General features: G+C 47.9%; 14 protein-coding genes and 1 pseudogene. 6 read left to right on the plus strand and 9 right to left on the minus strand.

Translation table 11 applies throughout. The features are described from left to right. The first annotated feature begins 14 nt into the window (after positions 1 to 14). Complete coding sequence (gene puuE / locus SPB21_RS02415; protein WP_499865314.1) at positions 15 to 920, plus strand: allantoinase PuuE; 906 nt, start codon at positions 15 to 17, stop codon at positions 918 to 920. A 128-nt stretch (positions 921 to 1048) separates the two neighbouring features. Beyond that, positions 1049 to 1834, plus strand: a complete 786-nt coding sequence (locus tag SPB21_RS02420; protein WP_163697382.1) for a VOC family protein — start codon at positions 1049 to 1051, stop codon at positions 1832 to 1834. A 62-nt stretch (positions 1835 to 1896) separates the two neighbouring features. Here the strand turns inward: SPB21_RS02420 and murD are convergent, their stop codons facing one another. From murD to SPB21_RS02435, 3 genes are all read right to left on the minus strand, one after another. Beyond that, positions 1897 to 3276: a UDP-N-acetylmuramoyl-L-alanine--D-glutamate ligase gene (gene murD / locus SPB21_RS02425; RefSeq protein WP_163669092.1), complete on the minus strand. Its 1380-nt coding sequence runs from the start codon at positions 3274 to 3276 to the stop codon at positions 1897 to 1899. Between the two features lie 236 nt (positions 3277 to 3512). Next, positions 3513 to 5654, minus strand: a complete 2142-nt coding sequence (glyS, locus tag SPB21_RS02430; RefSeq protein WP_499865317.1) for a glycine--tRNA ligase subunit beta — start codon at positions 5652 to 5654, stop codon at positions 3513 to 3515. A gap of 190 nt (positions 5655 to 5844) precedes the next feature. Further along, a complete protein-coding gene (locus tag SPB21_RS02435; protein ID WP_163697378.1) occupies positions 5845 to 6039 on the minus strand; it encodes a 4-oxalocrotonate tautomerase in 195 nt (64 codons plus the stop codon). Between the two features lie 239 nt (positions 6040 to 6278). Between SPB21_RS02435 and SPB21_RS02440 the strand changes: the two genes are divergently transcribed. Beyond that, positions 6279 to 9743: a pentapeptide repeat-containing protein gene (locus SPB21_RS02440; RefSeq protein WP_499865319.1), complete on the plus strand. Its 3465-nt coding sequence runs from the start codon at positions 6279 to 6281 to the stop codon at positions 9741 to 9743. Between the two features lie 9 nt (positions 9744 to 9752). Here SPB21_RS02440 and SPB21_RS02445 read toward each other — a convergent pair whose 3' ends face one another. The 4 genes from SPB21_RS02445 to SPB21_RS02460 all read right to left on the minus strand — a co-directional run bounded on the left by SPB21_RS02445 (position 9753) and on the right by SPB21_RS02460 (position 13817). Then, positions 9753 to 10169, minus strand: coding sequence for a hypothetical protein (locus tag SPB21_RS02445; RefSeq protein WP_499865321.1), 417 nt, complete (start codon positions 10167 to 10169; stop codon positions 9753 to 9755). After that, on the minus strand, positions 10166 to 10582 hold the full coding sequence (locus SPB21_RS02450) for a hypothetical protein (RefSeq protein WP_499865322.1): 417 nt from the start codon (positions 10580 to 10582) through the stop codon (positions 10166 to 10168). The genes SPB21_RS02445 and SPB21_RS02450 overlap by 4 nt, the downstream gene beginning before the upstream one ends. A 127-nt stretch (positions 10583 to 10709) precedes the next feature. Beyond that, a complete protein-coding gene (locus tag SPB21_RS02455; RefSeq protein WP_499865323.1) occupies positions 10710 to 10859 on the minus strand; it encodes a hypothetical protein in 150 nt (49 codons plus the stop codon). Positions 10860 to 11111: 252 nt separating this feature from the next. Next, positions 11112 to 13817 (minus strand): TIGR02921 family PEP-CTERM protein, encoded by a 2706-nt coding sequence (locus SPB21_RS02460; protein ID WP_499865324.1) that lies wholly within the window; start codon positions 13815 to 13817, stop codon positions 11112 to 11114. A 1142-nt stretch (positions 13818 to 14959) separates the two neighbouring features. Here SPB21_RS02460 and SPB21_RS02465 point away from each other — a divergent pair. Further along, positions 14960 to 15160 (plus strand): annotated as a pseudogene (locus SPB21_RS02465) (hypothetical protein); the annotation flags it as partial. Positions 15161 to 15236: 76 nt separating this feature from the next. On the opposite strand, the gene SPB21_RS02470 reads toward SPB21_RS02465, so the two are convergent. Beyond that, the gene (locus SPB21_RS02470) at positions 15237 to 16151 is read right to left on the minus strand and encodes a branched-chain amino acid transaminase (RefSeq protein WP_163669107.1); all 915 of its coding nucleotides are present in this window, start codon (positions 16149 to 16151) and stop codon (positions 15237 to 15239) included. A gap of 283 nt (positions 16152 to 16434) precedes the next feature. Further along, complete coding sequence (locus tag SPB21_RS02475) at positions 16435 to 17262, minus strand: metallophosphoesterase (RefSeq protein ID WP_499865325.1); 828 nt, start codon at positions 17260 to 17262, stop codon at positions 16435 to 16437. Between the two features lie 379 nt (positions 17263 to 17641). On the opposite strand from SPB21_RS02475, the gene SPB21_RS02480 reads away from it, so the two are divergent. Further along, positions 17642 to 19567, plus strand: a complete 1926-nt coding sequence (locus SPB21_RS02480) for an AMP-dependent synthetase/ligase (RefSeq protein WP_499057396.1) — start codon at positions 17642 to 17644, stop codon at positions 19565 to 19567. Between the two features lie 490 nt (positions 19568 to 20057). Further along, positions 20058 to 20498: a YlqD family protein gene (locus tag SPB21_RS02485; RefSeq protein WP_163669113.1), complete on the plus strand. Its 441-nt coding sequence runs from the start codon at positions 20058 to 20060 to the stop codon at positions 20496 to 20498. Positions 20499 to 20585: the final 87 nt, after the last annotated feature.

A 20585-nucleotide genomic window follows, 5' to 3' on the forward strand; every position in this document is an offset into this window, starting at 1 on the left:
AGGTTTGCTGCTATATGTCTGCTGGCTATCCCCGTGATCTCATTGGCTATGGTCAAAATCCTCCCCATCCTCAATGGCCCAATAACGCTCGACTAGCGCTACAGTTTGTTATCAATTATGAAGAAGGAGGCGAAAACTGTATCCTGCATGGCGATCCAGCCTCTGAAGCTTTTCTATCTGAAACCGTAGGGGCAGCTCCACTACCAGGGGTGCGCAATATCAACATGGAATCCATGTATGAGTATGGCAGTCGTGCGGGATTTTGGCGATTGCATCGGCTGTTTACCCAGCGCAACCTGCCGGTGACGGTCTATGCGGTGGCGATGGCCCTGGAGCGTAATCCTACCGCTGGCAAAGCCATGATGGAGGCAGGCTGGGAAGTGGCCAGCCATGGCTATCGTTGGATTGATTATCAATATGTGGGCGAAGACACTGAACGGGCACATATTCGCAAAGCCATTGAAATTCACACTCAAGTTATCGGTAGCCGTCCCCTAGGCTTTTATCAAGGCCGACTGAGCCCGAATACCCGGCGTCTGGTGGTGGAAGCAGGGGGCTTTCTCTATGATGCTGATAGCTATGCAGACGATCTGCCTTACTGGAATCAGGACTATGGTCGTCCCCATCTGGTGATTCCTTACACCTTGGATAACAACGATATGCGGTTTGCCACCTATCAGGGGTTTAACTCGGGCGATCAGTTTTTTACGTATCTCAAGGATGCGTTTGATGTGCTCTATGTCGAAGGGGAGACGGCACCCAAAATGATGAGTGTAGGATTACACTGTCGATTGTCAGGGCGACCGGGACGGGCAGCTGCTCTCGGAAGATTTTTGGACTATGTGATGCAGCACCCAGACGTCTGGGTATGTCGGCGGGTGGAGATTGCGCAGCATTGGCATGAGCACCATCGGCCCTAGTAGAGGCGTTGCCTTAAATGTAGAGGCGTTGCATGCAACGCCTCTACATTTTGTAATGTGGGGACCTAGCCACTTGCTTGAATTATGATTAGTATATTTGTATTGTCTTGAGTCCGGAGACGACACTTATGGGTATCAGAGACAGTTACGAGAATGGTGTATTCAGCTGGGTCGATTTGATGACCACCGACCAGGAAGCTGCTAAACAGTTCTACACAGAATTGTTTTCCTGGAAGTTTCAAGATATGCCGGTGGACACAGGTGGTGTGTATTCCATGGCATTCAAGGGTGAGCGCCCTGTAGCCGCGCTGTTTGCCAGACCCGATAATATGCAACAGGTCCCGCCCCATTGGAGTAGTTACATCACAGCCCATGATATAGAGGCAACTGTAAAAAGTTGGCAAGACCATGGTGGCACAGTTGAAATGCCCATCTGTGACATTATGGACTCAGGTAGGATGGCCATGGTGAAAGACCCGACGGGAGCCATTGTGGGTCTTTGGCAAGCCAAAGACTTTTATGGTGCCGGTCTGGTAAACGAGGTAAACACCTTCTGTTGGACAGAACTGCAAACCCGAGGGGCAGAGAAGGCAGCGGAATTTTATAAGGCTGTTTTTGGCTGGGATCTTGAGGTGGATGAAAAACCACCCAATTACATTTCAACTAAGGTGAAGGGCCACGATAACTGTGGCATGTTTGACATGGATAAGGCAAAGCTGCCTCCAGAGATTCCTTCGACTTGGGCGGTGTATTTTAATGTTGTTGACCTGGATGAATCTCTAGCAATTGTGAATCGTTTGGGTGGAGAAGCCTTGATGGACCCCATCGATATTGAACCGGGGCGTTTTACAACGGTGAAAGATCCGCAAGGGGCGATTATAGCCTTGATGCAGGTAAACGACCCAGACGATTAAATTAATCTCGTGTAGGGGCGTTTCATGGAACGTCCCTACACGGGGTGTAAATTGTTGTTCTGTTATTTCAAAAATCTCTCGCATTGATTTCTGAAGTCATCGCCACGGGCTTCAAAATTTGTATATTGGTCAAAGCTTGCGCAAGCGGGAGACAGTAAAACAACTTTTGCCTTGAGGCCCAGTGCAATTTCTTTACTACGTTGCACCGCATTTTCCATGGTGCCAACGTCTTCAAAGCGACCGTAGCCGACATCAATTAAACGCTGGCTAAACTGAGGTGCGGCATCACCAATGAGGAGCACCTGAACCACTTTTTCCTGGATGCGTTCTAGCCAAGCTGTGTCGTCTCCTGCTTTGGCTGCACCGCCTGCAATCAAGATGACGGGACTATTAACAGAGCTGAGACCTACCTCTGCCGCATCGTAGTTGGTAGCCTTGCTGTCATTGATAAAATCTATACCTTCCCAGGTGGTGATGTATTCTAGCCGGTGGGCGACACCAGAGAAGTTTGCGATCGCACTTGCTATGGCCTCATTGGGAATATCCGCAAGCTTGGCAGCCGCAACAGCCATCAAAAGATTTTGCAGATTGTGACGACCTACCATTTTGAGGCTATCTACAGCAAGAATTCTCTCATCTTCATGGATCACCCAGCCTTGTTGGTCAATGTAGGTACTGGGAACTAAGGGCATGATGGCATTGGGACCATCAATGCTTGTCCAATAGCTATTTTCCCAACGATTGGCCAGGGTTTCTCGCAGGCAAGGATCGTCACCATTGAGAACGCGCTTTTCGCTGCGTTCTAATAGAGAAGCTTTAATCCCATAGTAGTTCTCAATGGTTTTGTGGCGGCTCAGGTGGTCGGGGGTAAATGTGGTCCAAACACCAATTTTAGGTTTAGGACCAATGGAGGCTTCGATTTGATAACTGCTGAGTTCTGCCAGTACCCAGTCAGGTTCTGGATCGAGGGCAACCTGACAGGCCGCGTAGCCAATGTTGCCACAGGCTGGGGCATTTAGTTTGGCGGCTTTGAAAATGGCTGCGACAAGTTCGGTGGTGGTCGTTTTACCATTGGTGCCAGTAATACCAAGCCATGGCAAATGGCTCAGAGCCCGCCAGGCTAACTCCATTTCACCAATGGTGATAATGCCGTTTTCTCTAGCCTTCATTAGCCCAGGTGCATCCCAGGGGACACCTGGGCTGGCGACTGCCAGATCCATTGGATCATCGCCAGGGAATGTGTGACCCAGTTTGACGTCAATGCCTTCAGCGGTCAATGTCTCCTGTTGGGCAAGTTGGCGTTCGCCATTGTTGCGATCGCTAACCACAACGTGCCAACCTTCTTTTTTCAATAACCGGGCTGCAGCCACGCCAGACAGCCCTAGGCCGATGACATAGGCAATGGGCTGCGATTCGGACTGACCTAGCTTGGCTGATTCCATGGTTGATTCCCTGCTATCTCAAGTCAGTAAATGTAGCAGATTAGATGGAAGAGTGGGCAGTAGAGAGTGGGCCGTAAAGAATAAAGGAAATTTTTTGGCCCTGCTCTAATCTGCTAAAGCGTTACAGTTCAACGTTGCCTACATTAACTAGGATATGCGTCCCTAAAACTTATGAAGCAGATTTAGTTCTGTGAAGCCTGTTCACTGGGAATCACTCCCCTCCCTGTCCCTATTCCCTAGCCTTTAACAATCGCCCCAAAATCCGCCAGTACCCTGGCATGGTTACGCAGTAGACTCAGCAAATTCAGTCGATTTTGGCGAATGGCAGCGTCATCATCCATAACCAGTACGCTATTGGGACCATCAAAGAACTCAGCCACCACCGGAGCCGCTTTCTTAAGACCGTCAATTAACTTTTGATAGTCACGCTCTGCCTGGGCAGCTTGGGTTTGGGGCACTAGCTGTTGCAGACTTTCGTGGAAGGCTGTCTCGGAAGGAGATTGGAAAAGGCTGGCATCAACAACACCTGCGGGGTCCAGAGTAGCGGTGTCTAGGTCGCCCTTGGTGGCTAGCTTAGACGCCCGGTTTACAGTTTCGTAGACGCTGGCGAGGGTGCTATTGGTGCGGATTTCCTCAAGGAAACGGGCGCGGGCGCGAGCATCGAGAAGGCTGCTCAGCATGCGCTGACGGTAGTCAAGGTCCCCATCACCGACGACGGCATTGACCAAGTCGTAGTCAATGGCCTCATCGTCTTGCAGTAGGGTATGTACACGCTGGGCAAAGAAATCCTCTAGCTCGTGCTGCAGCTCATCGGCATTGACGCCATCACGGTCGGCAGCAAAGCTGGCAATCACATCTTTGAGCAATGCACTCAGGTTTAGACTCAGCTCACCCGCCCAAATGATATGGACAACAGCGTTAGCGGCACGACGCAGGGCAAATGGGTCGGAGGAACCCGTTGGCTTCATGCCCAGGCTGAAAATGCTCACCAGGGTGTCAATTCGGTCAGCGAGGCCCACCACCTGACCGGTTAAAGTCTGGGGCAGGCTGTCCCCTGCACCTTTGGGTAGGTAATGCTCAGAAATAGCCGTGGCAACGGCGTCTGGTTCTTGGCTGTGGCGGGCATATTTTTCGCCCATGATGCCTTGCAGCTCAGGAAACTCGCCCACCATTTGGGTGACGAGGTCGGCTTTACAGAGCAGGGCAGCCCGATTGGCAAGCTCGGTTTGGGTAGCGTCCAGGTTGAGTTGGGTTGCGATCGCACCTGCCACCCCGACAATTCTGTCCACCTTCTGGCGCACGGAACCCAGCCGTTCCTCAAAGGTAACCATCTCCAACTTAGGCAGATAGTCCGCCAGGGTTTGAGTACGGTCTGCATTAAAGAAAAACATCCCGTCTGAAAGACGGGCACGAATCACCCGAGCATTACCCTCAGCGATAATGGCTGATTTCTCTGGGTCACCGTTAGAAATCGTGATGAAATTCGGTAGTAAGCTATCGCCCGACTTCAGCGGAAAATAGCGCTGGTGGCTTTCCATTTCAGTAATGGCCACTTCAGAGGGCAGTTCTAGAAACTCATCATCGTATGTGCCAACAACGGCAGTGGGCCACTCCACCAGGTTAATCACCTCATCCAGCAAGCCTGGGTTGACAATAGCTTCGCCGCTGACTGACTTCGCCGCGTCTTCCACTTGAGCCACAATTTTCTGGCGACGCTCTTCAGGGTCCACATCCACATAGATGGACTTCATGGCGTCAACGTAGCCGCTGGCGCTCTGTAGCGTAATCGGTTCGGGATGAAGGACACGGTGACCTTGGGAAGTGCGATCGCTATTACACGTTTCAGACCCATTCGTCAGCGTAATCGGCAGCACCTGGTCATCCATCAGCGTCACCAACCAGCGCACCGGACGAGGAAACTTCAGATCACCATCACCCCAACGCATAAACCGCTTACCCTCTAGACCCAGAATCCATTGAGGTATCAACTCAGCCAGAATTTCAGTAGCCGCCCGCCCAGCAATTTTCTGAGTGACAAAAATAAACTCACCCTTTTTAGTTTCACGAATCTCAAAATCATCGATGCTGACACCACGGGAGCGAGCAAACCCCTCAGCCGCCTTAGTCGGTTTCCCCTCCTTAAAAGCAGCCTTCACAGATGGACCCTTGGCTTCCTCTTCACGGTCAGGCTGACGCTCAGGTATCCCGTTCAGCACTAATGCCAACCGCCGTGGCGTGCCATAGAACTCAATGCTCTCCGGACTAAGCAACTGCTCCTCCAACTCCGCAGGAATCTTCGCTTTCCATTGTTCAAGAGCATCGCTAACAAAACTAGCTGGGAGGTCTTCAGTACCGACTTCAAGTAAGAAGGTCGCCATGGGTGCGCTAAAAAGGTCGAGTAAAACCTTAGTATTATGGCAGGAATAAGGAGTTGTGGAACGTTGACTTCGACTCCGCTCAGTCAACGTCGACACTCGAGGGCTAAGCGGAGTCGAGTCATACTCCGAAGGCTAAGCGGAGTCGAGTCATAATCCGAGGGCTGAGCGGAGTCGAAGCCCGGCGCTTCTATTAATCAGGAAACTTATCCGAACATAGCTCCCCACCGACACCCCAATTCTCCTTCTTCACATCCTCAATAACAACATATATAGACTGCTCACTACAGCCCGCAATGCGAGAGGTCTCGCGAGTCAACACCTCAACCAGTTCCCGTTTTTGCTCAACGGTTCTACCAGGCAAAATCTCAACACGAATTATGGGCATGGTGTTTTTGTCTTTAGGTTCACGTTGCTAAATTTTACTGATATGGCTTTTGGATTGGTAGCATAGGTTATCCCAGGGCAGGTACAAGACCAGCCCCTGCACTTGTGGATGTGCCTTGAGCGGAGTCGTTGGCACAGCCTTCCATAGGGAATAGGGCACATTGCAGATTATTAATGCCTTTGCCATCCGCAAAAAAGCTAGCTATGGTCTAGACAGTTCATCCTAATCAAGAATCATTGATGGCTAGTCTGAAAGGGTTTTGGCGGTTTCTGAATACGGATGTAAAAGAGATTCCGTGGGGTGAACTGACCGAGAAAGGTATTGAAGCCGTTAGTGCAGCAGGTGAGCTGGGGGAAAAGTGGGAAGAGCATAAGAATACCCTGAATCAGTTAGAACCCTATTTTGAGAAGGTAGAGCCGGTTTTTAAGATATTGAGCGATCCAGATGCTCAGATGGTTGTTTCAGGGTTACCATTTGTGTCAGTTGGCATTGGTTTACTGAAGCTCTATCTAAACCTGAGTAAAACGGAGCCTACATTTGCAAGTTCTGTAATACTGGTGGCGCAACTGGCCTATTTGCAAAGTTTAGAAGCTGTGCTTGAGCGAGTTACCGATACTGCGATTACGGATAAGCTGGCCAAGGTCTCTTTGCAAAAGCTGTTAGAAAAGCAGATTACTCAATTGGAGACTGATAAGCTGAGTTCTAGTGAGCTAAAAATTGTCACTAGCCGGTTTCGAGAGTCTAAACTGGCGGAACAGTTTGAGGGCGCATTAACAGAACAGCTGCAGCAGGCTGGGTTAGAAGCAGCAGCGGCACAGAAGCTAGCAGAAGATGTGGGTTGGGGAACGCCTCGGTATTTGTATCAGGCCATAGCTGAAGCAGGGGATAGCGTGGAACCCTTGGCGAAGCTTTACCGCACTGGGGGAAAGCAGGAACAGGATCGATATGTCAGCATTGATGCTTACTTAAAAGAGAAAATTGCGCCACTGCCCACAGAACAGGTTTTTGATGAAAGCAATCCGCCAATTACATTTGATGATATCTATGTGCCGCTTAAGGTGAAACCACTAGAGCAATCAGGTGAAGAAAAGAACGTAAGACCTATCAATATTCATGACTGGGCGCAAGGTATTTTGGAGCAAACTGGTCCTCGTAAGGTAATGTTTATCCAAGGGGACGCTGGCCAGGGAAAATCTGTCTTTTGCCGTATGTTTGCGGCTGAGGTATGTCAAGATTCTGCATTTTTCTATATTCCGCTGTTTATACGTTTACGGAACTTGCGAGTAATTGAAAATAACCTGACCAAGACTTTGGAAGACTGCCCTGAATTAGAACTTGTAGAGTTTGTTGGTCGGGAAGGGTGGCTCAAGGATAAAAACATACGGTTTCTCATTATTTTAGATGGTTTTGATGAGCTGTTACTTCAAGGCCGTTCAGCAAGAAGTTTACAAATACTTTTACAACGGGTCTTAGACTTTCAAAAGAATAGCCATCACCAATGTTTACTTACAGGTAGGTCTCTTGCTTTACAGGGGGTGGCACAGCACATTATCCAAGATGAAAAATTAGACCGGGTAAAGCTTCAGCCTATGGATGATTCTCTGAGGGAACAGTGGTTATGCAATTGGCAAGAAATCTTTGGTGAAAATGATGCAAAGCAGTTTCAAAAATTTTTGAAAAATTGTCCAGAAGAAATTAATGCTAATTTAGCTAGGGAGCCGTTATTAATTTATTTGTTGGCACGATTGCATCGAGAAAACCAGTTAACTAGTGAGATGTTCGCTGATGCTAAGCAAGAAAGTCAGGCAAAGCTGCGAATATATCGAGAGTCAGTTAATTGGGTTCTTGAAAAGCAACGTCAGGATCAAAATTTACGACTTTCTGGTTTAGATGATTCTGACGATTTGCGAGAAGTTTTACAAGAAGCTGCTCTCTGTGTGGTGCAATCAGGGAATAAAGTAGCTGAACTGTCAATGCTAAAAGCACGTTTTCAAGACAGTGAAAACCCAGTGGCTACATCACTTAAAACTGTTCAAGAAACAACAAAACAGTCAGAGGATAAGGTTCTTAATAATTTGCTGGCGACATTTTATCTACGGCCTGGCGGAGGAGATAAACGAGGCTCAGTGGAGTTTACTCATAACAGTTTTAGTGAGTATTTGTTTGCTGAACGGCTGATTACAGCCTTTGAAAATTGGACTGAATTGGAGCGCAGCAAATCCTTTCGTTTGAATGATCAGACCCTTTACGAACAAATTTATGATCTGTTAGGATTTGGTGGTCTTAGCGTTGAAATTGTGGAGTATGTTTTTGAACTACTGGGTGAAAGTGAGATTGATCGAGTTGGGCTGTTTCAGCGGCTACATACTTTTTATGAGTGTTGGTGCGAAGGCGAGTTTTTAAATCAGGAGCCAACTGGGAACTTGCCTCAGAAAAAACTTCTACAGCTTAAGGACTACAGTGTATCCATTAGTCTCAATCAGATTAATGCGCTTGTTGGGTTAAATATATTAATCATTTTATTTAAGCTTGCTGCAGTTGATCAACTTAATGGATCCCTTAACATGTCAGAAAATGCTCCAACTCCCCATATCCAGAGATTTTATTCCTATGGAGAATTTATTGCAAAACAATTCGAGAGAAAAGGGTTTGTTGAAGTTGTGCACTACCCAGACTTCATAGAAACTAGAACATTTGCTGCGGCCAAGCGTCCTAATAGTGAAGTGGACCCAAATGATTACTTAACTTCTGATATTCAGTTTCATCCTTGTGAAAAGCCAAGTACAGAAAACTTTGATAGAGAAAGATTGCTCAAAATTATACATTATGGGGATTCTCTGGGGAGCGGCACATTTTCTGAGTTAGTTGGGCCACATCTCTCTAACGCTAATCTCTCTAACGCTAATCTCTCTAACGCTAATCTCTCTAACGCTAATCTCTCTAACGCTAATCTCTCTAAAGTTGATCTTGAAAGAGCCAATCTCAGTGGAGCAAATCTTAATAGAGCAAATCTTGAAAGAGCTTATTTTAATAGAGCTGATCTATCCAACGCTAATCTCAGAGGAGCCAGTCTTAACAGAGCTAATCTTAACAGAGCCAACCTTAAAGAAGCTGATTTCTCAATAGCCAGCCTTTTCAAGGTCAAACTCTCTAGAGCTAATCTCCAATACACTAATCTCTCCAATGTTAATCTATGTGATGCTAATCTCTCTAGTGCTAACCTTGATAGGGCAAATCTTTGCAATGCTAACCTTTCAAATGCCAACTTTGATAGGGCTGATCTAAACTACGCCAAGCTCGATAGTGCTGACTTATATAGTACTGACCTCGAAAATGCTAATCTCTATAGTGCCAATCTTAACAACGCAAGTCTTGTCAGAGCCAATCTCAGCAGTGCCAACTTCACTAATGCTAACCTTAGCAGTGCTAACTTCGCTAATGCTAACCTTAGCAGTGCTAACTTCACTAATGCTATCTTGCTGAACGTCCTATTGTCGACAGTTGAAAATCTAACAAGGCAGCAGCTTGAAGGCAACACACCTCCTATAATTTGTAATGCGAACTTACCGCCAGTATTAAAAGCTTATCAGGATCGAGATCGCAATCGCTTACCCGCTATATTACACAAAAGATACCCTAAACAATTTGAATCTCTAGAAGCAGCAGAAAAATATATTAATGAACAGTATCCACCTGCGGAGTAACACTTTAATTTAAGCAATTGCCAACAACTGGTCTTTTAAGGATTCAATTTGCGCTTGCTCTTTGTCTAAGTCTTCTCGCTGGTAAACCTGCTCAAGACCGAGTTTGACAATCTCAACAAACTTAGGCATCTGCATCAAGCAGTCCAGTAACTCAGGCTGATAATGCTCCATCAGCAAATCTTTACCCAAGTAACCTGGAATAGCTATCCAACAAACCTTTTGCCAATCTTCAAGATTTGGCGTCTCAGCCACACCCAAGGCTGTGTAATAAACCGCTGCCCGCTCCCAAGTTTCACGCTTACGCAAGTCACCAAACTGCTTGCGGATATCCGCCTTAAAACCCTGAGCATAGGCTCCCTGCTCATCATGCAGCAGTTCCCACTCCAGATAGGTTTCGTTTTTAAGGGTCGCAATACTCAGCGTCATCGGTTCCACCTGAATATACCTCTGGCCTTTCGATAGCCTTCCGTTGCAGATTCAACCAATGAATCATGCCCAATAGCATTATCATTCAAAATTTGCTCAAAGGCAGCAATATCGCCAACCATTAACGCTTCTTTAGCTTCCTGAGGAAGGTTCTTGCGAATATGACGAGGAATACCTAGGGCATCGTAAAGCTGAGCTGGATTTTCTCCTAGCATTTGCTGAACGGCTGCGGCATTAATCCGTCTGTAAGTTCGCTGGTTACCACCACGCTTTGTGGCTTCATTAAGCAGTCGCTCATTGGCCAACTTTCTAGTTGGCTCAGTACTGTCGATTAAGGTCGCTTCTTGCCCTTCTAACAGTGCTAGCTGACTATCGTTAGTCTGTTGATTCTGAAAAAAGTTTAGGAATCCCATTCCTATAGATCCTTGTACATATTCGCTTTGTAAGCTTTAGTATGCCTGCACTAGGATATTTCAGACAAGTCAGTCATGGTTGTGATCAATGAGATCGCGCTACCCAAGTACCCATAATTTTTAAACGTCAGCTATTTTTTGCAGCAGCTAACTCAGCCTCTAACGCCAGCCAATCTTCATCCTTAGCTGCTTCCCAGATTGTCAAATCTTCCTCAACGTCATCATTAAATGCTTCAACTGCTTTGTTTAGCTTATGACGATGCAGCAGAAACTCCACAAAATCCAAAACCTGATGCTGGCTTTATAAAGGTAGCTGATTCAACCGTTGGACAATGGTATCAGCGATAGTTTGTGATTTTGGGCTCTGTATTGAATTGTCAGGGAGGCGACTCATAGGGGAACTCCACGGGGTGGTAAATGTGCGCTAGTGAATGAATGAGATCGCAAACGACTACCTACAGTTGCAAACGCCATTTTCAAGACCTTCCATAGTCAAGACGTGATGAGGCCACCACATCGTTCCTTTGCGCTATTTGCTAGCCGATTGTTTGCGCTTTAGCAAAATCAACCCAGCAGCGATGATTCCCATGCCCACTACGGAGCCCGGCTCAGGTACAGAGACTGAATTTAGCGGGTTAGACGGATCCGTCAGATCATCCTGACCATCCTCCACTTCACGGTCAAAGCGATCAGCAGCAGCCTCAGCCTGACGCAACAGCTCTCGCTGACGGTCGTTAACTAAGACGAGCATGGAAGAATAAGGCGTCACGATTTGAGTCCGTTTTGCAACAGCGTGTACCCCATCCAAATTCTCCAACTGGGTCATATCCGCCGTACGACTGCGCTGTAGAATCATCTGCCGTGCAGCCACAGGGGCAAACTCATCTGTCTGATCAGTGCCATCACTGGCTGTTACAGACCATTCATAACCATCGATCACATTTTTGTCTAAACGCTGTAGCACAGCGGTAACATCCGTGGCCACTCCGCCACCGCTTGCTTGGATGGCCTCTAACAGTTTGTCGTCATAGGCAGAGGGTAGCTGATGGCCCATGTGCACTAACCACAGGGGCGCAGACAGTTTGGGTAGCTCAAGCTCCTCTTCCGTTAGCTCGTAGCTGCCTGCATCGGTCAGCAACAAGATAGCGTCGTAAGTTTTTGGTAGGCGCTGTGCCTCAAACTGTTGCAGCATCTCTGCCGGTTGCAGACTGCCGTAGGGAACAATCAGGTCCAAGGAGTTGAGATCGTCGCTAGGTGTCAAGGTCTCCCCAGTGGCCGTTGTCCGATAAAAGTCTATGGTGTTTTGCGTTTGGATCGTTTCAAGCTGTTGCAAGGCTTCAGCATGGGCACCGTTATCCATACTGTAGGAAGTGTCTAAGATAGCTGCGATTCTTTTTCCGCCTGGTACGACAGTTTTGGCTACCGGTGTTGCCGTAACCTGATAGCCTTCCGCTAGCTGCACCTGGTGAGCCGTGGGTTTGGCCTTCTTCCTAGCCTGAAGGGTGGGTTCAAACCAGGTATCTTCACTCACCAGGACGTTTTTGCCCCGCCGCTGATGAATAGTTTTGTCAGTCCAGAAGATATTGCGTTTTTCGGTGAGCTGGGGCAAAGGCCAGGCACCGTCTTGCTGGAGTACCTGATAGGTCATCCATAGGTGTAGCTCACCAGGTTCTTTTGTAGATACGGCAGCAGGAATCGGAAAGACACGCAGACGATATTGACGGGGACCAACTTGTTCCAGTAATGCCGGGTCTTCTGCCCGTTGGGTTTCTGCCCGTTCAATCTCACCTTTATAGACCTGTTGGGCAGCACCACGGGGCGATACGGTGAAGGGAAAGCGAGAACCATCTTTCGCTTCGGCCAACCAGAGACCCGTAATGGTGGCACTTTCCGGTAATGAGAAGCTGTAGAAAATCTCTTGGGCGTCAGCAGTTTTGTTTTCGTATTGCTCGTAAACTTCAAGTTCAGCCCAGTCGCCATTTTCTTCTACAGTGACTGTCTGTTCTGCCAGACGAATGACCTTTTGGTCCAGGTTAAGCACACCAGCCTGGGTTTCGTCTCGGTTGGCGGTTGCTTGGAGGGCGCTGCGAATTTCGGTGCGTTCTGCCTTTTGAATGGGCGTGTCAAAGAAGCTGGTGTAGAGTGCTTCTGCTTTGTCATCGTCGTTGCGATCGCCTTTATACAAAAACGGTGACAGCAGCCCATTATGAAAGTCTTGGAATACCTGAGCATCGGTTTCCGGCATGTCAAAAACCGCCTTATACATTTCTCGCAGCTGGTTGCTTTCTTCGGCAGTACCGAGATAGCGATAGCGGAAGAGATAGCCATGAACCAGGCCCTTACGAATAGTTTCTGACTGTTTGACCAGGGTTAAACGGTCGGCTGGGGTTTGCGGTGCAGGACCATCTAACAGGCTAAAGGCTCTGGCCTGGGGCTGGGGAAGTTGCAATAGTCCGAAGAGCAAACAGCTGATGCCAACGACAGCGCCAGTAACAGCCCAGCCATGGCCGTGCTGTTTAGCAAACGCTTTACGAATGCGATGCCAGGAGAGCACATAAAAATTGACGAAAACGTAGGGCATGGAAACAAGCACCAAAGCGCTTGAACCCCACAGAACAAAAAAGAGAAAACCGACAAGAATTAAGTGAGGCTGGCTTAACATCTGCCCTATATCTTGTAACCACAGCCACCAATTAATATTCAAGAGCCCCGTTATGGTGCCGTAGATCAGAACGCATAGGGCAGGCACGGTGTAGAGCAGCAGTAGTGTGCCTGCATACAGACCAGTGACCAGGATTAAGCTGTGGCCAATCATTTGTGCCCAGGCCAATCGCGGTCGGTAGGCGGCATAGCCAGCCAGAGTTTCGATGGCAAACATGGCAATGGCAGCTAGCACCGTTATTAGGATATGGGCACTGGCTGGGGTGGTGTCACGAATAAGGAATAACCGCAGCAGGCACAGGCCAAATAGGGGCACTTCCACACCGTAAAACAACCGCATCAGTAATATCGGATGTTTGCGCAGCCATTTGCCGCCGACCACGGTGCAGATTGGGGGTACCACCAGCATGCCAAGAATGCTAGCGACAAAGGCGGGTGGAATTTCGCCCATGCGAGCGGCTTCGAGGATGGGGAGTCCTGCCACTGGCAGTAGCCAGAAATAGATAAAGCCAATAAAGGCAATGTTCCAGGTCCAGAAGATTGTGTGAGATAGCCAGTGGAGCGCGGTTTTCATGACTTATGCAAGGAATAACGCAGACTGTTTGGTTTGACACAACCCGGCTAAAGGGCTTTACGGGCAAAGGCTGGAAACTTTATGGGGATTTCACGTTGAGCCTCAAAAAGTTAGCAATACCTTGCCACCTAAGGATTCCAAGTTTTATTAGTGCAAATACACTTCATCAGGAGGGGATGAAGTGATTCCTAGGGGTGTTGGAGGTGTGTAGTGTAGTCTTGAAATTATTTGTGGTTAATAAAAATTTCTCTTCGTGGGAAGGCTATTGCGAAGGCGGGGTGGGTTTCGATTGCTAACACTAGTAACCGAAACCCGCCTCGCGAATTCTACTGGGAACGGAAAGATCGTAGTAGATGTCCTGAGCAGATGATTGCTGGGTCGAGACAGAATTCTGACCTGGCTCAACTAGCACCTTAAGTACTTTAACAACTGCTCACTGGACACTATGACGGATCAAGACCATGGGCTTATGTGTCCACTGGTGGCTACAAAATCTGAATTTTGAGGTAAGAGAATTGGCTGTGGGTATGGCCTGCTAGGAAATCAAAGGACTGTAGGGAGGTCCTTGTTTAACCAAATTCATCAATTTTTTCTGGTTTCAGGTCTACAGTAATGTTTCTCCATATTTCAGCTTGTTAATCCTTGATAGCATTAATTTCACAGATGACTTTCCTCTGATTTTCAATGCAGCTTTGCCTTTTGCTTTAACGACTTATAAAGACCGCGATCTCAACTGTTTGTCTGCTGTGCTTAGAGATCGCTATCCCGAAACCTTTGAATCACTGGAAGCAGCAGAAAAGTTTGTTAATGAGCAGCATTGATAATACTCGTCACGTAGCTCAGTCAAACCACACAAACAGTACCTCCAACCCTAAACAAGTTCTACCATTCGCTGTGTTTTATTCAAGGCCTGTTATAGCGTAGCCAGTATTATCAAAAAACAAGCTCTATTGATTGTTTCGCCTTAGTCTGACATAAAAACAATCAATCAATTATGAAAAATCTTGAGTATTATGGTGCAATCTGTTGTCAAAAAAACAAAAATATCTGGCTGTTCACTACGACAACTTTAATTAGTGACCAGCGGATTGCGCCCACACAGCTCAGTATGTTGAAAATCTGTCCTAGTAAATGGTAAAAATCTCTGCCAAATTCTATACTCTATGGCAGCCGATGTAGGACTGGCCCTAAATGACACTCACGCTGCTAAAGATAGCTGGGCAGAAACGCCAGTGACAAAACGGTCTCAAACTCTTCTCAGTATTGCCGACCGCATGGCCGACCGCATGGTGGGACGAGGATTTTATGAGGAAAAAATTATTGTTTGGAGAGGCGTTCCATAGAACGCCTGTACATCAAAAGGTGGGGCCTAACTGATTGCTTATTCTTGGGGACCAGAGGTAATTATCTTTAGGAAGATCAGGTTAGGTCGATGCCAAATACCCAGTCTTTGTATTGTGGGTCTCGTCCTTCTGTAATAGCTGAGAGTTTTTCGCGAATTTTATCGGTGATGGGTCGCACTGTTGATAGCGTGTAATTCTCCACCTGTCGTACTGGGGTTACCTTGGCTGCAGTACCGCTGAGAAATACTTCATCGGCAATCAGCAACTCTGATTTATCTACAGGGCGTTCAATGACATCGATACCTAAATCTTGAGCGACCTGGAGTACGCTGTCACGGGTGATACCTTCTAGAATGTCCTGCTCAAAACCGGGGGCAATTAGTTTGCCATTGCGCACAATAAAAATGTTCATCCCTGAGGCTTCGCTGACTTTACCTTGGGAGTTCATCAAAATGGCTTCGTCAAAGCCTGCTTCGACGGCCTCAGTCTTGGCTAGGGAAGAGGTAATGTAAGCGCCGCTAATTTTGCCTCGCAACGGCAGACTGCGATCTTCCTGGCGATACCAGGAACTAACCCGACAACTGACACCCTCTGGTGAGAGATAATCCCCAAGTTCCAGACCATAGACGAAAAAGTCTTTTTTTACGTTATGTAGTCGAGGGGCAATGCCCAGGTCTGAGGTGTATACAAAGGGCCGAATGTAGAAGGATGTTTTGGGGCTGTTGTGCTTTACAAATTCTGTAATTACATGCTGAATTTTGTCCGCCGGTAAATCAAAATTCAGCAATCGAGCACTTTTACTTAGGCGGGTACAGTGGCGATCTAACCGAAATAGCAAGACCCGATTTTCATTCTGAGGATCGGGAATGCCGCGTAAGCCACCAAAGGCACCTGTACCGTAGTGCAATGCATGGGTGGCAATGGAAATTTTGGCATCTTCAAATGGACAAAACTGACCCTCAAAATAGGAAATCGGCAGAAAGTTGTGCATTGGCTCGGCAGCTTCAAGAAATTGTTCTACCTAGGATAGAGGAGTTCTTGAGTAAACGGAAAGTTGGTAGGGGGTAATGTTGGGGTTCCTTAAGATTTTGGAGAGGGAAAGTTTTGAGTTCATTAGGAGTAAGCGATTAATAGAATCTGGAACGTCTTTACATTCAAAAATTGGACCTTAGTAATTTTCCTTCCTTGGTTTTGAGTTAATGCCCATTGGCTTGGTAATACCCTGTTTCAGGCAACTCACTCAAAATTCAAGATTTAGGACTCAAAACTAAACATTAGATCAGAGTGATCGCCGTAATTTCTGGATTACAAAACAACCGTCCTGGGGCATAGCTGCCCAGGCCACGATTTACATAGAGTAAATTCTGGCCTACTCTGTGCAGGCCCATGGCCCATTCCCAGTGGTCGACGACGCTGGCGCATTTGTCGCTCAGGTAGGGGATATTGCTTTTTCGGAGTATTGTGGGCAGTCGCTTGCGGAACTGGAACCAGTGACGGGCGACGTTGCCGATGCCGGGTAGGATGATTTGACCGCCGTGGGTATGGCCGGATAGCTGTAGATCGACGCGCCAGGGCATCATGTGTTCGGCGGTGTCGGGATTGTGGGAGAGGACGATGCGCGGCAATGTGGTGGGTAGCTGGTCTAGGACAGTTGGGGTAAAGTCGCGGTTGTAGTAGTCGGCTAGGCCGACCAAGGCGAGGTCATTTCCGAGGGGATAGTCGATTTGATTCCAAAGGACTCTGATATTGATGTCGATTAGGGCCTTAGTGACGATGCCTCGAGCCATGGGCCAGTAATTATCGTGGTTGCCCAGGATGGCATAAGTGGGAAAGGCTTTGGCGAGGGGACTTAGCTGCTTGGCCAGTGGATAAATAGGGTCGGGTTCGGCGGTGATGAAATCGCCTGTGAAGACGATTAAATCGGGGTTGAGGGTGGAGACGGTTGCGATCGCATCGGCCAATGTTTTTTCAGCCAGGCACTTTCCGTCGTAGTGAAAATCCGATAGCTGCACAATGACCGTGCCCTGGAGTCGCTCAGGTAAATCCCGAATAGGTACTTCCAGGGTTTCAACCGTCAGCGGACCAACAAATAAAGGGCGCATAGTTTCAGGAACGAAAGATTCGTTACTTAACTTAACTTCTGATGTTTAGCCTGACCATGGTGGCTTGTCATGGCCCATTGTCAACTTTGACAGTTGCCGGACTGGTCTATGTAAGGCTATGGGTGCAGAGTTTATCGATGAAATTATAAAATCCACGTGAGTTTAATTTTGAGTTCTTAGTTCTAAATAAATTTGGATATCAACTTAAACTGAAAAACTCTGACCAGGTAGGGAATCAAGCATCAGAAGTCAGTGATGTCCCGATTCCTAGCTTCTGATTCCTGAGCATTATCCTGGGGGAAACGTTCTGATTTGAGTTGATACCTTTAAACTAAACTCACCCAAGGCACTTTTAGATACCGTTTTACAGGACGTTTTTATGACTGCTGCCACACTTACGCCCCAGGAACAAAGTAATCTTGCCCAAGCGATTGACTACAGTCATGTCCAGTCGGTGGCTGGCATCTGGCCCATCGTTGCTGAGCGCTTTTCCAACCAAATCGCCCTGGAAGATCCCCACAGTACCCCCCAGCTAAAGCTGACCTATGGTGAGTTAAACGAACAAATTAAACAGTTTGCTGCCAGTCTACAAACACTGGGCATTAACCCCCAGGACAAAATTGCTCTCTTTTCAGATAATCAGCCCCGCTGGCTAGTGGCTGACCAGGGAATCATGACCGTTGGAGCGGTGGATGCTGTGCGCGGTTCCCAAGCTGATAAAGATGAACTCGCTTACATCCTTGAAAATAGTGATGCTGTGGCGATGATTGTGCAGGATCAAGCCACCTTGAATAAGCTAGCCGACTGCCTTGGGGATAAAAATCTACGGTTTATTGGGCTGCTGTCGGATGAAACGCCTCAGCTAGAGACGACGACCAAACTGCTGAATTTTACACAGCTGATGGAGCTGGGGGTCGGTGTGGAGCTGGAAGCTGTGAAATGCGATCGCACCGACCTCGCCACTTTAATGTACACCTCTGGCACCTCCGGCAGACCCAAGGGCGTCATGCTCAGTCAAGATAACCTACTATCCCAAATTTCAGGGGCCTGTAGTGTCGTGCATCCCAAGCCGGGCTCCAAAGTCATGAGCATCCTGCCCATCTGGCACTGCTATGAACGCACCTTTGAATATTTCACCCTGTCCCAGGGCGTACAACAGGTGTACACCAATATTCGCCACGTCAAAAAAGACCTCAAAGCCTACAAACCTAATTACATGGTGGGTGTCCCTCGACTGTGGGAGTCCATCTATGAAGGCGTACAAAAACAGTTTCGCGAGCAACCCGAAAGTAAGCAAAAACTGATCAACTTTTTTCTACACCAGAGCCAGCGCTACATAGCCGCCAAGCGCATTGCCGAGAACCTTAGCCTCGACTATAGCCCCAGCGCCTTTGACCGAGCCATGGCCAGCATTCAGTGCGCCGTCCTCTTACCCTTCCATAAGCTGGGCGACTCCATGGTTTACAAAAAAATCCGCGAAGCCACAGGCGGCGACATTAACTTCGTCGTCAGCGGTGGCGGTTCCATTGCCGATCACCTGGAAGACTTCTATGAAATCATCGACGTTGCCATTCTCGGTGGCTATGGTCTCACCGAAACCTCTCCCATCACCCACGTACGTCGCCCCTGGCAAAACCTGCGAGGGGCCGACGGTCAACCCCTACCCGGCACCGAAACCCGCATTGTCGACCTAGACAGCCGTCAAGACGTCCCCCAGGGTCAGAAAGGCCTTGTACTAGTCCGTGGTCCCCAAATCATGCAGGGGTACTACAAAAATCCTGACGCCACCAGCAAAGCCATCGATCCCGACGGCTGGTTCGACACAGGTGACCTTGGCAAAATTACTGCCAACGGCGATCTGGTCATCACCGGTCGTGCCAAAGATACCATTGTCCTCACCAGCGGTGAAAATATCGAACCCCAGCCCATCGAGAACGCCTGTGCCCGCAGCAAGTACATCGATCAGATCATGCTTGTCGGCCAAGACCAAAAAGTCCTTGGAGCCCTGATCGTTCCCAATCTAGAAGCCCTCAGCCAGTGGGCCACCACCCAGGACATTACCATCGACGAAGCCAACCCCGTCGAATCCCTGAATAACTCCAAAGTCCAAACCCTCTTTAAACAAGAACTCACCCGCGAAGTCAAAGCTCGCCCTGGCCATCGCCCCGATGAACGCATTGGTCCCTTTACGCTGTTAGGCGAACCGTTCTCCATGGAGAACGGTATGCTAACCCAAACCATGAAAATCAAGCGTCCAGTCGTTACCCGCAACTATCAAGACGTTATCGATGGGCTATTCAAATAGGGGATATCTAACAATTACCGTGATTGCGTAATGACAGAATCATGCCATCACGGGGTTGAAAAATCGTATAGGTTATCCCGGGTCACCCACAGGGGGATGTCCCTAAGATATATATGTGGAGCGATAGAGAAAATCCAAAGAATCTATAGGTTATTCCAGGGCACCCACAAGGGGATGCCCCTACAAGATATGCAGGTCAGAATCTACAAAATCGACCCCGCCGTAACGTCTGTCTACGCAATGTGGGATACCCTTATACGTTGGGTCGTAGGGTGGCGTCCCGGCCCTACCCAGGGAAACCCCAGTTTGCCTAAACGAGATCCTAACTACTTCCGGAAAGGACACACAGATGGCCCCCAATCAACCCCTTAAATATCCTCCCCGAGTCCCTCAAACCCATAGAAAATCTTGCAAAAGTCCCCTTTCCTACCGGAGAGGGTAATATACCTAGTGAAATTGATCACTAAAACCAGTCTTTATTTATAGTTTCATGGACGCTTCGCAATCCCAACTACTCCTAAAACGAGTCATCAACGTCAAAGCCGTCGTTACCCCACTTTGGAAAGAAGAAGCCCAAAATCAACTACAAAAGCAGATCAACGGCATTGACAGTCGCCTACAACAACTCGAAATGCAAGGCCAGCGCATGGTAACTGAGCTACAAAAGCAAGAAGCCAACGAAGCTGTGCAAAAACAAATGGCCGCTGTACAAAATAAAATCAACGAAGACAAAAACAAGCTACTTCAGCAAAAGAACCAGGTTTTACAACAGCTACAGCAAGTTCAAACCCTAGAACTCAACAAAGAAGTCAGCCAAGGCCAGATCGATGGTTTCTTCAAGGTGTCCACTGGCGATAACCTCGTCAAAAAAATGCAAGTAGAAATCCTACTACGTGACGGTGTCATTGAAGAAATTCGCGGTGAACTATAGGTTGGGGCTTACCCATTATTAGGTGTGTATCCCTAAATCCAAAGAGAGAAGTAAGCTCCAGCCTACGCACAAACATAAAATTTATAT

The organism is Leptothoe sp. ISB3NOV94-8A, from assembly GCF_043421595.1.
Taxonomy (GTDB): Bacteria; Cyanobacteriota; Cyanobacteriia; order Phormidesmidales; family Phormidesmidaceae; genus Leptothoe; species Leptothoe turfae.

Bases quoted from the DNA above. Each gene is read 5' to 3' on its own strand.
- puuE (WP_499865314.1), top strand. From the start codon at position 15: ATGTCTGCTGGCTATCCCCGTGATCTCATTGGCTATGGTCAAAATCCT.
- SPB21_RS02420 (WP_163697382.1), top strand. From the start codon at position 1,049: ATGGGTATCAGAGACAGTTACGAGAATGGTGTATTCAGCTGGGTCGAT.
- murD (WP_163669092.1), bottom strand. From the start codon at position 3,276: ATGGAATCAGCCAAGCTAGGTCAGTCCGAATCGCAGCCCATTGCCTAT.
- glyS (WP_499865317.1), bottom strand. From the start codon at position 5,654: ATGGCGACCTTCTTACTTGAAGTCGGTACTGAAGACCTCCCAGCTAGT.
- SPB21_RS02435 (WP_163697378.1), bottom strand. From the start codon at position 6,039: ATGCCCATAATTCGTGTTGAGATTTTGCCTGGTAGAACCGTTGAGCAA.
- SPB21_RS02440 (WP_499865319.1), top strand. From the start codon at position 6,279: ATGGCTAGTCTGAAAGGGTTTTGGCGGTTTCTGAATACGGATGTAAAA.
- SPB21_RS02445 (WP_499865321.1), bottom strand. From the start codon at position 10,169: ATGACGCTGAGTATTGCGACCCTTAAAAACGAAACCTATCTGGAGTGG.
- SPB21_RS02450 (WP_499865322.1), bottom strand. From the start codon at position 10,582: ATGGGATTCCTAAACTTTTTTCAGAATCAACAGACTAACGATAGTCAG.
- SPB21_RS02460 (WP_499865324.1), bottom strand. From the start codon at position 13,817: ATGAAAACCGCGCTCCACTGGCTATCTCACACAATCTTCTGGACCTGG.
- SPB21_RS02470 (WP_163669107.1), bottom strand. From the start codon at position 16,151: ATGCACAACTTTCTGCCGATTTCCTATTTTGAGGGTCAGTTTTGTCCA.
- SPB21_RS02475 (WP_499865325.1), bottom strand. From the start codon at position 17,262: ATGCGCCCTTTATTTGTTGGTCCGCTGACGGTTGAAACCCTGGAAGTA.
- SPB21_RS02480 (WP_499057396.1), top strand. From the start codon at position 17,642: ATGACTGCTGCCACACTTACGCCCCAGGAACAAAGTAATCTTGCCCAA.
- SPB21_RS02485 (WP_163669113.1), top strand. From the start codon at position 20,058: ATGGACGCTTCGCAATCCCAACTACTCCTAAAACGAGTCATCAACGTC.